Source organism: Caballeronia telluris, from assembly GCF_001544495.1.
GTDB classification, from domain to species: domain Bacteria; phylum Pseudomonadota; class Gammaproteobacteria; order Burkholderiales; family Burkholderiaceae; genus Caballeronia; species Caballeronia telluris.
Genome location: NZ_FCNZ02000058.1, coordinates 1 through 14,318 on the forward strand (window position 1 = coordinate 1; position 14,318 = coordinate 14,318).

General features: G+C 60.7%; 11 protein-coding genes and 2 pseudogenes. 8 read left to right on the forward strand and 5 right to left on the reverse strand.

The features are described from left to right. Window positions 1-862 precede the first annotated feature (862 nt). Both AWB66_RS30880 and AWB66_RS30885 read left to right on the forward strand, forming a co-directional pair. Window positions 863-2,176, forward strand: coding sequence for a DUF2254 domain-containing protein (locus AWB66_RS30880; protein ID WP_087633812.1), 1,314 nt, complete (start codon window positions 863-865; stop codon window positions 2,174-2,176). Between the two features lie 19 nt (window positions 2,177-2,195). Further along, the gene (locus AWB66_RS30885) at window positions 2,196-2,873 is read left to right on the forward strand and encodes a carbonic anhydrase (protein WP_087633813.1); all 678 of its coding nucleotides are present in this window, start codon (window positions 2,196-2,198) and stop codon (window positions 2,871-2,873) included. Window positions 2,874-3,296: 423 nt separating this feature from the next. Here AWB66_RS30885 and AWB66_RS30890 read toward each other — a convergent pair whose 3' ends face one another. Both AWB66_RS30890 and AWB66_RS30895 read right to left on the reverse strand, forming a co-directional pair. Further along, on the reverse strand, window positions 3,297-3,845 hold the full coding sequence (locus AWB66_RS30890; protein WP_407642346.1) for a DUF1003 domain-containing protein: 549 nt from the start codon (window positions 3,843-3,845) through the stop codon (window positions 3,297-3,299). A gap of 200 nt (window positions 3,846-4,045) precedes the next feature. Next, on the reverse strand, window positions 4,046-5,089 hold the full coding sequence (locus AWB66_RS30895) for a zinc-dependent alcohol dehydrogenase family protein (RefSeq protein WP_087633814.1): 1,044 nt from the start codon (window positions 5,087-5,089) through the stop codon (window positions 4,046-4,048). Window positions 5,090-5,394: 305 nt separating this feature from the next. Between AWB66_RS30895 and AWB66_RS30900 the strand changes: the two genes are divergently transcribed. After that, entirely contained in the window at window positions 5,395-6,114 is a 720-nt protein-coding gene (locus AWB66_RS30900) for a Crp/Fnr family transcriptional regulator (RefSeq protein WP_087633815.1), read from the forward strand. A gap of 53 nt (window positions 6,115-6,167) precedes the next feature. Here the strand turns inward: AWB66_RS30900 and AWB66_RS30905 are convergent, their stop codons facing one another. The 3 genes and pseudogenes from AWB66_RS30905 to AWB66_RS30915 all read right to left on the reverse strand — a co-directional run. Next, complete coding sequence (locus AWB66_RS30905; RefSeq protein WP_087633816.1) at window positions 6,168-6,584, reverse strand: phasin family protein; 417 nt, start codon at window positions 6,582-6,584, stop codon at window positions 6,168-6,170. A gap of 65 nt (window positions 6,585-6,649) precedes the next feature. Continuing rightward, the gene (locus AWB66_RS30910; protein WP_200819116.1) at window positions 6,650-7,249 is read right to left on the reverse strand and encodes an acetate uptake transporter; all 600 of its coding nucleotides are present in this window, start codon (window positions 7,247-7,249) and stop codon (window positions 6,650-6,652) included. A gap of 49 nt (window positions 7,250-7,298) precedes the next feature. Continuing rightward, a pseudogene (locus AWB66_RS30915) lies at window positions 7,299-7,832 on the reverse strand (AMP-binding enzyme); the annotation flags it as partial. Between AWB66_RS30915 and istB the strand changes: the two are divergent. The 5 genes and pseudogenes from istB to AWB66_RS30945 all read left to right on the forward strand — a co-directional run bounded on the left by istB (window position 7,720) and on the right by AWB66_RS30945 (window position 14,240). Then, entirely contained in the window at window positions 7,720-8,529 is an 810-nt protein-coding gene (gene istB, locus AWB66_RS30920) for an IS21-like element helper ATPase IstB (RefSeq protein ID WP_087633822.1), read from the forward strand. The pseudogene AWB66_RS30915 and the gene istB sit on opposite strands and share 113 nt — an antisense overlap. Before the next feature lie 1,176 nt (window positions 8,530-9,705). After that, the gene (locus tag AWB66_RS30930; protein ID WP_087633817.1) at window positions 9,706-10,383 is read left to right on the forward strand and encodes an alpha/beta hydrolase; all 678 of its coding nucleotides are present in this window, start codon (window positions 9,706-9,708) and stop codon (window positions 10,381-10,383) included. A gap of 13 nt (window positions 10,384-10,396) precedes the next feature. Beyond that, entirely contained in the window at window positions 10,397-12,019 is a 1,623-nt protein-coding gene (locus AWB66_RS30935) for an ATP-binding protein (RefSeq protein ID WP_087633818.1), read from the forward strand. A 168-nt stretch (window positions 12,020-12,187) separates the two neighbouring features. After that, window positions 12,188-13,029 (forward strand): annotated as a pseudogene (locus tag AWB66_RS30940) (AAA family ATPase); the annotation flags it as partial. Between the two features lie 704 nt (window positions 13,030-13,733). Continuing rightward, on the forward strand, window positions 13,734-14,240 hold the full coding sequence (locus tag AWB66_RS30945; protein ID WP_087633819.1) for a PH domain-containing protein: 507 nt from the start codon (window positions 13,734-13,736) through the stop codon (window positions 14,238-14,240). The last annotated feature ends 78 nt before the right edge of the window (window positions 14,241-14,318 follow it).

A 14,318-nucleotide genomic window follows, 5' to 3' on the forward strand; every position in this document is an offset into this window, starting at 1 on the left:
AGATGAATGGAGTCATGCCGGATTATAAGGGTGGCCGAGGACGAGCCGACGCAAATGTCCCGGCGACTGCGTAGATGCATTGCGCCGCAGTTCCAGACCGCTCGCAGCTTGACACGACGCGCGGCAGCCGACCCTCTCCGGCATTCAACTCGGCGTCACCTCTACGGCCGCTTTGAGGTGTTTAACGGCCATCCACACATCAAGTCGGCTGGCGAATCGTTGCCCCGTTATTCGCAGTTTCAGGAAAACCGTTGAAATCGTGTCAAGCGAAATTTTGGGGGTCGACCGAGGCCCTGGCGCGGTGCCTCGATCGGCGTGGCTTCTCTGCTCGCATCCGTACGCCGTCAGCCTTTGTCATTCCGGAATCCATCGAGGCGCCATCTTGGAAACACGGACCTGTTGGACCAAGGTCTCATTGACCGGCCGGAAGTTCAGGTGTCTGATTATTTCGGGAAGGTTCACTTGTCCGTAAACCTCGTCCACGCCAGCGGAATTCCCCATGACCGGTGGATTCCTTTGCGGAAGCAATCCGACCCCTACCCGCGCAATCAGACAGTACTGGAACGGCAGATCAACTCACCTGCTGGCAGTGCTGGCCCTCCGATGTCGCGGGCGTTGACAGGGGCGACGGTGTCGTCCTAGCGCCGGTGCAGTTCGTGCATGCAAAACGGGGGGTTTGGATGTTTCAGCGGCGCTGCCTAACGCCGACGGGACGCCAAGACGACGGTCGGAGGGGAAGTGAACGTGGGTTAAGCGCATCCGTGCGCGCGCCCGGTCGGGAGGCCTCCGTCGCATGCCACCTGGCGAACCGCGAATACCTTTGGTCTCCCGCTGCAATATGGATCGTAGGGAGAGAGCGAACATGGACTGGAATCGCTGGTACAGCTTAAAGAGCTACCTAAGATCTTCGCTGTGGACTGTGCCGCTCATCGCAGTCGCGATCTATGCCGTGGTAAAACCTCTGACTGAAATGCTCGGTAGGTGGATGATCAGGCAAGCGATCCTTGATCCGAAAACCGGTTTTCTTGGACTGTCCATGACTGGGGCGCGGTCGTTACTGGGTGACATCGTTTCCGCAGACATGGGGTTTCTGGTTTTTACGTTCGGTTCGCTGCTCGTCGCAATCCAGATCGCCGGCGGGCAGTACACTCCGCGAATCATCGCGACGACCCTGCTGCGCGATAACATCATCCGTAGCATCTCGGGATTGTTCGTCTTCACAATGCTGTTCGCCGATAGAACGCTGGGCTGGATGGGTGAGAATGAGGTACACCAGCTTCAAGTGTTTATCGCAGCGCTATTCGGATTCGCTTCCGTCGTCGCGTTCCTTTTCCTGATTGACTACGCCGCGAAATCTCTGCGTCCCGTAAGCTTGGTAGCAGGCGTTGGGAAGCACGGGCTGGCGGTCATAGAGAGCGTTTATCCCGCTCTGACTAGGGGTGCAACTACCTCGCCGGAACGCGACAACGAACGAGGCGCACCTGATCGCATTGTTCGTCACAGCGGCAAATCTGGCATCGTTCTGGCCGTGAACCTGGAAAGGCTGGTGGCCAAGGCGCGGCGCACTGGCTCAGTTATCGAATTCGTGCCGCAAGTCGGTGATTTCGTTGCGGTGGACGAACCCTTATTCTATTTGTACGGGAACTGTGGCGCCATCGATGAGAGCAGGCTCCGCACACTGGTCGCTTTCGGGACGGAACGCACGATGGAGCAGGACCCTATGTTCGCGTTTCGCATCCTGGTCGATATAGCGCTAAAAGCGTTGTCCGCGGCGATCAACGATCCGACGACGGCCGTGCTTGCGATCGACCAGTTGCACCGACTATTGCGCGTGGTAGGCAAGCGGTCTCTTCACATTGAAGAGATGGCGGATAGGTCGGGGCGGGTACGCGTGATCTTGCGGACGCCCAATTGGGAAGACTTCGTACATATCAGTTTTCGCGAGATACGACAGTACGGCGCGGGCAGCATTCAAATCGCGCGGCGGCTGCGCGCGGCGATAGAAAATCTAATCCAGAGCCTGCCGGAACATCGTCATGACGCGTTGCGCGTCGAGCTGACCCTGCTCGATCGCGCGATCGTCTCGACGCACCCATTTCCGGAGGACCTGGCGTTAGCCCGTATTCCCGACTCGCAAGGGCTTGGAGGTTCGGCAGGCTCGACGGCAAGCGACTAGCCCTTTAGGAGGCAAAACCGTGGACAAACTGATAATGGGGATTGTTGAATTCCGCGAGAAAATGCTGCCGCACTACGCGAAGCAGTTCAGCGAACTTGCGCTCGCGCAGACGCCTGATGCGCTCTTCATCACGTGCTCGGACAGCCGGGTTGTGCCGGACCTGCTTGCCTCGACCCATCCGGGCGATCTGTTCACGATGCGCAACGTCGGGAACCTGATACCACCGGCCACTGCGGAAGGGGTCTCTACCGGTGATCTTTCCGAGGCAAGCGCGATCGAGTACGCAGTGCTGGTGTTGAAGGTCGCGAATATTGTTGTGTGCGGGCATTCCGAGTGCGGTGCGATGAAAGCCGTATATACGCGCAACGCCAAGCTAAAAGCGCCGAACCTCGATAAATGGCTGTACCACGCGAACAACGCGGCGTTTCGCCTCGAACACGAAGGTCCGCTCAATGACAAGCTGAAACCGCACGATCAATTGTCGCAACTCAACGTACTTGTGCAGCTTGAGCATCTGATGACATACCCGATCGTTCACCAGCAGGTCACTGCGGGCGCGCTGGTGTTGAGCGGCTGGTGGTTTGACATCGCGACTGGCGACATGTATGCCTATGAGCGCGCGAGCCGCTCATTCGAAGTCATCGACCGCGCGATGGCTGATCGGATGATTGCGCGCCTTGCTGCGCGGGCGCGGTGAAGATGCACGAAGCTCCTCTGCACGATTGCCACGTCGACGGGGTAGCCGTGGCGAGAATGGTCGTGCGTTGAGTGCTGGCCGGAAACGCGACTGACATGTTCTGCGCAGGAGGGACCGCTGTCTGGCGCCGAGCCAACATTTGAATGCCCCCGTAAAGGCGCGGACAGACGTCCGGAGATGGCCGTTAGCACCAGCTCAACGTGCGTCCCGTGGACTGAACGTTGGAATCAGATCGACACCACCGTTGCGTGGTGTTAGATTGATCCAGCGCCATACCATTACTATCCCCAGCTCTTCGCACTCTGACCATACCGCCTGATTTGCCTTGTCGGTGTGGCGTGGTGGACGGGGGATCCACAGCCGCGCGTACCGGAGTGCTCCCGAGAATGCGCTCGGCTAGAACCCGCGCAACACCACACCATATTACGGCGCCGAATCTCGTTGCACGAGCTTCTCGTGCAACTCGGCGGTCAGAGTCTCTACCCGCTGAATTAACTTCTGAGCAAGTTCTGTCAACTCCGTGTTTCGCTGCAGCAGCTCCAGCAGTTGTACCGCGTTCTGGGCTGCGATCTCCTGCCGCTGCTCGTTCGCGACAGCAAGCGCCTCTCTGTGTTGTGCGTCAGCCTCGGCGTGCACTGTGTCGCGTGCTGCCTGTCGCGTCTGGGCTAGCAGGATGAGCGGCGCTGCATACGCTGCCTGGAGACTGAATGCCAGATTGAGCAGAATAAATGGATAGACGTCGAACCTTGTAAGACCGAGGACGTTGACGCTGATCCAGATAGCGACAATGGCTGTCTGCGTGCCCAGGAAAAGGGGCGTTCCGAAAAAACGCGCAAAGGCTTCCGCCTTGAGCGCGAAGGTGTCGTTGCCAAACGCGGAAGCAAGGTGCGCGTGAGGACGATGGAAGCGGAAGTGATCAACTGTCGGACGGTCGAGCGAAGCGGTAGCCGAGTCGGGCTTCATGGTTTCCATCATTCCCTCCAAAGCCTGGTCGTGGCGGCAAGCCGCCAGTCAGATCTGCGGCACGAGACGCCATGCAGATGCGCGGCAATGAACAAAGCGAAACTCGTCACTGGACGATCGTTCTAGCCAAGCATGAAGCGTGGCAATAGACCGAGTGTACTGCTCGTTCCGGCTTGGCGTGAGCACAGACCTACCGTTTGGGATACAACTCACCCGGACGCCTCGATGATGACCTTCAACGCATGCGTATCGGCGGCGTGGCCGAAGGTCTCGTAGGCGTTCATGATGTCGTCCAAGCGAAAGCGGTGGGTGATCAGCTTGTTGGGATCGAGCCGGCCCGACCGCACAGTCTTGAGCAGCATCGGCGTGCTGACCGTATCGACGAGGCGCGTCGTGATCGTGATGTTGCGGTCCCAGAGCGCTTCGAGGTGCAGGTCGGCCTTGACCCCGTGCACGCCGACGTTCGCAATCGTCCCGCCCGCCGCGACGATCGACTGGCACAGCTCGAACGTCTCCGGCACGCCCACGGCCTCGATTGCGCAATCGACGCCCGCGCTATCGGTCAGCTTCATGATCTCCGGGACAGCGTCCGCTTGCCCGATATCGATACACGCCGTCGCGCCGAACGTGCGCGAGACTTCAAGCCGGTTCGCATCGCGATCGATCATCACGATCTGCGCCGGCGAATAGAACTGCGCCGTCAAGAGCGAGGCGAGACCAATCGGTCCCGCGCCGACGATCGCCACGGTCGAGCCGGGCTGCACCTTGCCGTTCAGCACGCCGCATTCGAAGCCGGTCGGAAGGATGTCGGAAAGCATCACGAGCGCTTCCTCATCGGCGCCGGCGGGGATCGGGTAAAGGCTCGTTTCGGCATGAGGAATGCGCACGTATTCGGCTTGCGTGCCGTCGATCTTGTTGCCGAGTATCCAACCGCCCGTGGTGCAGTGCGAGTACATGCCGCGTCGGCAGAACTCGCATTTCCCGCACGACGAGATGCAAGAGATCAGCACGTGATCGCCGTGCCTGAGCGACGATACCGCCGTGCCCACGCGCTCGATCACGCCGACGCCTTCGTGTCCGAGGATGCGTCCCGGTTCGCACGTCGGCACGTCGCCCTTGAGGATGTGCAGGTCGGTGCCGCAGATCGTGGTGCGCGTGACCCGGACAATGGCGTCGGTCGGCGCGGCGAGTTCGGGCATGGTCCGCTCGTCGAGCGACTTCGTGCCGGGGCCGTGGTAGACGAGTGCCTTCATCGAAACTCTCCTTTAGCTGGTTGCTTGATTCACGTCGAACCGAGCCGCGCGCGGCGCGTCTGTATCGTCGCGATTGAGGTTCATAAACAAAACCATCGCATGGCCGCATGAACACGGCCTCGCCCGCCCGGATCGTCCTGTCGGCCCGCGGCGCGGAGAGAGCTATACTTTGAGCACGAAATGATCACGCGCGGGGTGCTATGGTTCGATTCCTTGAGACGGCCGCGAGCCCGGCTGACGCATTTTCATGATCGCAGTCTGCCGACTCCCTTATCTCGCGATTCTGGCGAACCGGAGGAACCGCTATGCCTGCCGATCCACTTTTAGACGAAAATCACCTTCTTTCAGTTTTGCCCGTAGCGGAAAGGGCCCGCCTAGCGCCGCATCTGGTTCCAGTCGACATGACATTGGGGCAGGTCGTCTATGAATCAGGTGACCGCCAGCGCTTCGTCTACTTCCCTACGACATCGATCGTATCTTTGCTCTACGTGATGGAGGATGGTGCGTCCGCAGAGATCGCGATCGTCGGCAATGAGGGTCTGATCGGCATCGCGCTCTTCATGGGCGGCGAAACGACGCCGAGCCGAGCAATCGTGCAAAGCGCCGGAGCGGCCTTCCAAGTGGACGCACAGATTCTGAAGCAGGAATTCATCCGCGCCGGCCCCGTGCAAAGGCTGCTGTTGCGCTATACGCAGGCCCTGATCACGCAAATGGCACAGACCGCCGTTTGCAACCGGCACCATTCGATCGACCAGCAACTGTGCCGGTGGCTGCTGCTCAGCATGGACCGCCTGCCATCGAACGAACTGAAGATGACGCAGGAACTCATTGCGAACATGCTTGGCGTGCGGCGTTCCGGTGTAACGGAGGCAGCACTGAAGCTTCAAGACGCCGGGCTGATTCGATACGGTCATGGACACATCCAGGTGCTCGACCGGCCAGGGCTCGAAAAGCGCGTCTGTGAGTGTTATCGCGTCGTGAAGCGGGAATTCGACCGGCTGCTCCCCGATTTAAAGGCCATATAAATCGGTTTTCCCGGCGGCGCCTTCTCCGCCGCCGCCGGTGAAGCCCCTGTTCCTTATGTGCGGTTCGCCAGCGCCTTGAGCTCGCGCATTGTCTGTTCGGCGCGTCTGCTGATCGCGGCCAACGCTTCCGTTTGTGACTTCTGTGCCATCTCGGCAAGCTCTCGCATGTTTTCGAACGCGGTCTGGAGCGACTGCTGGATGAACGCTCCCCGCTCTGCCATCGACTCCGTCGGATCTTCTCCGCCCATACGGCCCGCTGCCGCCTGGATCTCATGCGCGCTCGCATTGAGCATTTCGGTTTGCTTTCGAACCAGCGCCTGCATTCCCTCATACGCGAGCGCGTTGGCCTCAGCGAGAGCTTCGACGTCCTTGCGTCGCGCTTCCAGCAACGACGTCATATCGACGCCGGGAAACTTGAAGCTCTCCAGCATCTTGCTGAAATCGGTGATACAGGGAAAAGGTGTAGCCATGGTGACGCTCCTATCGACATGTTCCTGAACCACCCGTAGCGTGGCTGCTTTCCGGCATCGTCCATCTAAAGGCTGACCGCGTGCCGGCTGAACGTCCGCGCCTCGCCAATCGGAAATACGGTCCGCTCATATACTTCGTTGATGACATCAGCGGCAGACAGATAGAACGCAAGCACCGCTGTGAGCAGACCTCCGTACCCGCCCGCCATGCGCAGCGCCACCGAGCCCGTCCATTCGCCACCGGCGAGCAGGAGGAACGTGATCCACAACGCGACAAAGATGAACTGGAGCGCGCGCGGCGAGCGGAAGGTGGCGAGCCACATGTAGAACGTGAAGACGCCCCAAAGGAACAGATACCAGCCGATGAAGGCAGCAGGCACCTTGCCATGAAAGAACGCGATAAATAGTGCAAGCGACCACCAGAACGCCCCATAACTCAAGAACGCCGTCGCGCCGAACGTATTGCCTCTCGGCAGTTCCATCACGCCTGCGATCGCTTGCGCCGTGCCGCCGTACGCGAGCGCGCAGGCCAACACGAGGCCCATCAAATCGCCCGAGAACCAGCCTGCGTTGATCATGCTCAGCAGCCAGGTGGTCAGCGCGAATCCGGCTAGCCCCAGCGGCGCCGGGTTCGCCAGTTTCATTTGAATCGATGCGGTACTCATACTCTGCTCCTGACGGTATTGCGTGGCGCCGCGACGAGCGCTCCCGCGCTCAACGAAGCTGGTCCAGAATGGCGGGATTTTCGAGGGTCGATACGTCCTGCGTGATCTCGTCGCCCGCTGCGAGCGAGCGCAACAAGCGGCGCATGATCTTGCCCGAGCGTGTCTTTGGCAGGTTCTCCCCGAAGCGGATTTCTTTGGGCTTTGCGATCGGTCCGATTTCCTTGCCGACCCATGCGCGCAACTCGCTCGCGATTTTTTCCGCTGCGTCGCCTTCGGGGCGCGGTCCTTTAAGCACTACAAATGCCACCACCACTTCCCCGGTTGTCTCGTCCGGACGCCCGACGACAGCCGCCTCCGCAACCATCGCGTTGGCGACAAGCGCAGATTCGATCTCCATCGTACCGAGCCGATGGCCGGAGACATTCAACACGTCGTCGATGCGTCCGGTGATCGTGAAGTAACCAGTCTCCTTGTCGCGGATCGCGCCGTCGCCGGCGAGGTACAGCTTGCCGCCGAGATTCTGGCCAGCCTTCGCCGAGCGCGCCGACAAGGAGGGCTGGCCTGCGGCACGCCTGATCATGGCGCTGGCTGAACAAGAGATTGCCGAACGCGACAGACGTCGTATTGAACGCCATCTGAAGGAGGCCCGGCTGCTACCGGGCAAGACGCTGGAGACCTTCGATTTCGATTCAGTGCCAATGATCTCCAAAGCACAGGTCTCGGCACTGTGTGCCGGCGGTGGATGGCTGCGCAAAGGCGCCAACCAGATCATGGTCGGCACGCCCGGCGGCGGCAAATCGCACCTGTCGTCGGCGATCGGACTGAGCCTGCTGGACAAAGGCTGGAAGGTCCTGTTCACCCGCACCTCCGACCTTGTGCAGCGGCTCCAGGTTGCACGTCGCGAGCTTGCGCTCGAAGCCGCCATCAACCGCCTGAACCGTTTCGACCTGCTCATTCTCGACGACTTTGCATACGTCACCAAGGATCAGGCCGAAACCTCCGTGCTATTCGAGCTGATCAGCGCCCGATACGAATGCCGATCCCTTCTTCTAACCGCCAACCAGCCGTTTGGTGACTGGAACAAGGTCTTCCCCGACCCCGCCATGACGCTCGCCGCGGTCGACCGGCTGGTCCATCACTCGACCATCTTCGAGATGAACGTCGAAAGCTACCGGCGGCGGACCGCCATGCAGCGCAAACAGCAGGGGCCAGGACGTCCTGCGCGCTATGCCACGCCAAACAATGTCGGTATGCCGGCGACTCTGGAGAACGAATCATGACACGCGTCGCCTGACGCACAATCTAATCCGACATTGCCCAGCGTCAATCAACGAACGCGCGTCAATCAACTTTAATCGCTTGTCAGCGTCAATCAACAACGGCATCATCAACCTCGCCGCGACATTCTCATCCTGTTTGTCGCGCGCCTCTCATCCAGACTGCCGCGCCACACTCGGGTACCCGAGCGCTGAGCCGCGCTCGGGTACCCGCTATGCGCTCACGCCCACACCGGCTCGCACAATGACCTGCTGGCCGCCCTACAGCGAGACTGCGCCGAACACCCCGAGCAGGCATGCGCGCCCGCTTCCCCCAGCACTTCGGCGGGTACATCCGATGCGCCGTCGTGCACTTTCGCATGATCCTCGAACGAAGCGTCCGCATTCACGAATGCCTTGCAGGTCGAGCACCTGCCTTACCTTGTCGAGGCTGCCGAGTTCGTCGCCCCGCAGAAGCAGCAGTTCGAGCGCCGCCTCGCGCGCGAACGCCATCCGCGAGCGTCGGGGTGTCTCCGAGCCTGCCGTGCGGCGCCCTGCGGTCGACCGCGCCGTTTGCCGACTTGCCCGACACGAAGACAAGATCACCCAGCGTGTGGTATTTCGATAATTCGCCTTGGGTTGCTCGACGTGCGGCCGGGTTCGATCGAGCGATCCAGTTGTCGGCGCTCGTGGTGCTCCTGTCATTGTGTGAACGTTGGGCCGGTCCTTCACCGGGCGTTTGCGCGCCAAACAATGAAGGCTCGTATTGATGTGAACGCGGACGCGTCGCGCGTTGCTCAGTGCGCGCGGCCCAGGGTGTTGTGCATTCCACTCGCCCACGCGTGGTCTGCCGTTCGCGCTCATTCTTGCTCCTTCCATGCGGCGGCCGCCTCTCGGCGAGCAGGGCCACGCGACCGCACACGAGCCCGAGCAGCGCCAATGTGATGATGCCCGCGTACATCTTCGGGACCCCAAAGGTGAACTGCGAGTAGTTGATGAGACAGCCGAGGCCCGCCTTCGCGCTGAACACTTCTGGGCGATTAGCACGAGGGTCGAGTAGGCGCCCGCGATGCGGATGCGGCGAACGGGGACGGCAGCGACGCGGGCCGTACGACCTTCGCTGCTTTTCATATAAAGAGACGGCGGCATGCTGTGATATATTAAATATCAGCACTTTGGCAGACTCCAACAAGGGCCCCAATGTTCGATCCTTCGCTCCTCGGCCGACTCTCCTTCACTCCCGCCGATCCGGTCAAAAGCCCGCTGCCGCCGGGTCGCAACCGTCTCCGTATCGCCTATGAGCGCGACGCCGTGCTCTACGTTCCGTCCGGACTCGATACAGATCGGCCGACGCCGCTTTTCGTGATGTTTCATGGCGCGGGCGGCTTCCCGGAAAAAGTGCTGCCGTTCGTCGAAGAACACGCCGATCGTGAGAAATTCCTGATCCTTGCGCCGCACTCGATGTATCCGACCTGGGATATCGTGGTCGGTGGAAGCGGCCCGGATCTGGAGCGGTTGCGGCGGGCGTTAGTCGAAGTGACGTCACGCTTTTCGATTGCGCCCGGTCATCTGGCGTTCGCTGGGTTCTCCGACGGTGCGAGCTACGCGCTGTCGATCGGCATCACCAATGGCGACGTCGCGAGCCACGTGATCGCGATGTCGGGCGGCTTCATGTCGGTGTTCACGCAGGAGGGCGCGCCGAAGGTCTTTATCGCGCACGGCTTGAGCGACGAGCAACTGCCTGTCGAGACGAGCGCGCGCGTGAATGCGCAGAAGCTCGAGGCAGCGGGCTACGACGTGCACTACATCGAATTCAACGGGCCGCACGCGATCCAGCCGGCCGTCGTGAGCATGGCAATCCAGTTCTTCCTCAACTAGCGGGAGCGCTTGTATGGATCTTGAAATACCGGAATCGCTGGTTCATCCGCTGCTCGCCATGATCGAATCGGGATCGCCGCTCGCCCGGCAATTGCATGAGCACAGCGCGTGTCACGGCAGGATGATGGTGTCGAGCGCGCTGTTCGATTCGAGGTCGCTCAATACGCTCTACTCGTTGAGCCGCGCGAATAACGAGAGCGCGCTGATGTTTCAGATGCTCGCGCTCGACAACATCCACAACGCGCCGCATGCCCGGACGATTCCGTCGCTGGAGCATGTCGTGCCAGGGCTCATCGCCTATTTGTCGCGCGATGCAATCGACGGGTGGCTCTACTGCCGTGCAAAGGACGCCACGCTGCTGCCGTGGCTCGTGCACCGCATGCGTCATGTCGAGCCGGATCAGGGCGCGCCGTATGTCGTCATTGACATGCTGGCGAACACGATGCAGGCCGCCAACTCGCCGCGCACCGACCCGCACATGCGCCATTCGGGCATGACGACTTCGCTCGTGATCTACCGTCACGACATCGTCGATCGCACGATTCCGGAGCTGCTCGCGGAGTTCGGCTTCTACAAGGAATGCGCGGAGTTCAAGCGCGAATACGAGCGGCAGGCGGAGCGCTTCATGAGGTTTCAGCCGCGCTTCGGCGGGCAGTTCGTCGTATCAAAGGCCGCCTTCACGATCGATGCGAAGGGCGTGGCCGAACTGACGCGCATCGTCGACGGCTCCAGCGCGAAGTGCGTCAACGACGAGGAAACGCTGGAGCGCCGCTTCCAGTTGACGGCCGACGCCGGCTTCTGGCGCGCGGCGAGCATCGACAGCGGCTTCGACGCAGTTCCGCTGCATTGCTATCTGTGCCTATTCCATCTGGAGTGGCACCGCGCGGTCTGGGCGCATGTGGCGCACGTCGCCGAGTATCGCTACCAGCCCGAACTGCGCGACAAGCTCGTGCTGCCGGGCCACCATCGCGACCTGATCGACATTCTCACGTCGAAGAACGAGGTGCTCGTGCAGGATTTCGTCGCGGGCAAGTCGGGCGGCACGACGATCCTTTGTCAGGGCGCGCCCGGTCTCGGCAAGACGCTGACCGCCGAGGTCTATTCGGAGGTGGTCGGCAAGCCGCTGTATCGCGTGCATTCGGGGCAGTTGGGGACGACGGCGGCGTCGGTCGGCACGACGCTGTCGGCCATCCTGCAGCGCGCGGTGCGCTGGGATGCGATCCTGCTGCTCGACGAGGCCGACGTCTACATTCGCCGCCGCGACAACGACCTCGAGCATAACGCGATCGTTGCGGAGTTTTTGCGCACACTGGAGTATTTCAACGGCTTGCTGTTCATGACGACCAATCGCATCGACGATGTCGATGATGCGATTCTGTCGCGCTGCATCGCGAAGATCCAGTACGAGATACCGCCGGCGTCCGATGCGGTACGTCTGTGGAAACTGCTTGCTGAACAACTGGGCGCGGATCTCGATGACGGCCTGATCGAAACGCTGGCGAACGCATATCCGCACGCGAGCGGACGCGACATCAAGGAACTGCTCAAGCTGACGACGCGCTATTGCCGCGCCAAACAAGTGCCGGTCTCGGAGGATACGTTCAGGATGTGCGCGAAGTTTCGCGGGCATGCATGAGGCTTCAAAGCGCCGAATTGATCAGAGTGTGTCGCCGTTAAGTTTGCGATTACGTGACACTCTGTATTTTTTGTGCCCGGACCGCGCTTGCTGACGCCGGCTGCATCGAACGCAACACTTTTGGCATGAGACTTTCCTATTAGCTCGCCGCTGACAGGTAGAAGCCTAATGTTGTCTGACGAAGCGTTGCAGGACTGGCACCGCAACGCGCTGCAACTAGGAGCGGTGGTTGCGCAGGCGGTCGTCGGCCAGCCGGAGGTGACGCGCCTCATCACGGTGGCGCTGTTCGCGCGCGGACACGTGCTGCTTGAAGGCGACGTCGGCGTCGGCAAGACCACGCTGCTGCGTGCGTTCGCCCGGGCGATCGGCGGCGAGTTCGAGCGGGTCGAGGGCGCCATCGACCTGATGCCGGGCGATCTCATCCATCACACTTATGTCGATGCGAAAGGCCCGCCGCGCATCGATCCCGGTCCGCTGCTGCGTCATGGCGAGCGCCTCACCACGTTCTTCTTCAACGAGATCAACCGCGCGCGGCCGCAGGTGCAATCGCTCTTGTTGCGCGCAATGGCGGAGCGTTCCGTGTCCGCGTTCAGTCGCGTGCATCCAACAAGGTCCAGAAGGAGGAGACCTTCGAACTGGCGTCCGCCGCGCGCGACCGCTTCATGTTCGAGCTGAACATGACGACGCCTCCCGAGCCCGCGATTCGCAGCCGCCTCGCGTTCGAACCGCATTTCCATGACGTCGATACCGCGCTCGAACAGGTGCCTGACGGTATGTTTGCGTGGCGCGAGTTGAACGCGGTGGCAGCGTCGATCCAGCGCAGCTTGCGCGCGAGCGAAACCATCGAACGATACGTGCTGCAACTCTGGGAAGCGACCGAACGGCCCGCACAATACGGCATCGCGCTCGACGACGTCGATATGAATCGACTCGTACTGGCGGGCGCGAGTCCGCGCGGAATGAGTGCGCTGGTGCATGCAGCGCGCGTGGTTGCGTGGCTCGCGGGACGCGTTTCACGCACCTCAAAGATACAAGTGCACCTGCTGTTCAAAAGGTCGTTCTTTCAACATGATGATGTGACGGTGAACAGCCGTTCTTCGGTCCTACCCACAACCTGCACCGGAGCCCCACTTCCCACATTGTCCGCTTACGTCGGTACGCGCCGATTGACCACCGGCAAGAGGAACCTGCGCCCCTTATCGGGCCGCCGTACGCGACTCTACACTATCGTCTACTGGAGTGCTTGTCGCGCGCCGAGGTGAACTATGTACTCGATTGTTCAGCTAGTTGAGGCCGCTATCTGCTCCGGCCGCGTCAGAGACTGCAATGTGCCGACATCGAACATGCAACGCAACACCACCGGAAAGGACGGCAAAAGCGGCGACATCGATATCATCTCGAGGGTGCGCTGGTTCGTCTCTCTACATGAAGGAGCCGACGTCCGCGAACAGCGAAACGGTCACAATGCTGGCTGTCCGCCATCAGTTAGAGGATGACCATCATTGAACTGCCGATGTTTTCTTCGCGCCGACGTCCAGTGCGGCCGGTGCAAAAATCACTGCGCTACAATCACCCCATGTAGCTGTGCATGGCGTAACCCTCATAGCATCGTCGCCCGGTCAGCAGTCAGTTCGCCGACGCGCAACCGAATCAGGCAGCGCTGCCTTTTTCGGCGGACGACCAGATCTATCGGTCAGAAAAAGGAATTTGTGCGATGGCTAACCAGGTGATCTTCAGTGGCGCACCTTCGCAGGCCTGCAACCTTCCAGCGCTCCTGAAAGGGGGCGTTGTCATGGCAATGATTGGCGGTATACATGTCTGCACATCGAACTCTTTCCCGCTTCAATGGAAACTGCTGCTTGCACAAGCCGGCGCGGTATTGATCGGCGTCAGTTTGCAGTTCATCAAGACCGCGTTCACCCGAATCGTCATCGATACTGCACGAATTACCTGGACTCAGGGCATTTTACATCGCCGTGTGTCGACTCTCGAGCTTTCTCGGATTCAGTGCATCACCTCGATCCACCCATGGTGGCAACGCCTGTTCCGCACCGGCTCGATCATCCTGACGACCAACGAGGTAGCGCATCCCGTGAGGCGTTTGCCGGCCATTAGGAACGCGGATCAGCTCTGCAAGACGCTTGACGAGGCGGTAGCTATGCATCACGAACGGCTTATTCCCACACGCGAACGCACCCGGTTACTCTTGAGTGCACAATAACGCCTCTTTTGAATTCCGAGTGGGTGGTCTAGCGAGTCAAGGGCGGGCGTGAGCCCGGCGCAGCGCACCCTTGGGGCG

Bases quoted from the DNA above. Each gene is read 5' to 3' on its own strand.
- AWB66_RS30895 (WP_087633814.1), bottom strand. From the start codon at position 5,089: ATGAAGGCACTCGTCTACCACGGCCCCGGCACGAAGTCGCTCGACGAG.
- AWB66_RS30935 (WP_087633818.1), top strand. From the start codon at position 10,397: ATGGATCTTGAAATACCGGAATCGCTGGTTCATCCGCTGCTCGCCATG.
- AWB66_RS30900 (WP_087633815.1), top strand. From the start codon at position 5,395: ATGCCTGCCGATCCACTTTTAGACGAAAATCACCTTCTTTCAGTTTTG.
- AWB66_RS30910 (WP_200819116.1), bottom strand. From the start codon at position 7,249: ATGAGTACCGCATCGATTCAAATGAAACTGGCGAACCCGGCGCCGCTG.
- AWB66_RS30945 (WP_087633819.1), top strand. From the start codon at position 13,734: ATGGCTAACCAGGTGATCTTCAGTGGCGCACCTTCGCAGGCCTGCAAC.
- AWB66_RS30905 (WP_087633816.1), bottom strand. From the start codon at position 6,584: ATGGCTACACCTTTTCCCTGTATCACCGATTTCAGCAAGATGCTGGAG.
- AWB66_RS30930 (WP_087633817.1), top strand. From the start codon at position 9,706: ATGTTCGATCCTTCGCTCCTCGGCCGACTCTCCTTCACTCCCGCCGAT.
- AWB66_RS30890 (WP_407642346.1), bottom strand. From the start codon at position 3,845: ATGGAAACCATGAAGCCCGACTCGGCTACCGCTTCGCTCGACCGTCCG.
- AWB66_RS30880 (WP_087633812.1), top strand. From the start codon at position 863: ATGGACTGGAATCGCTGGTACAGCTTAAAGAGCTACCTAAGATCTTCG.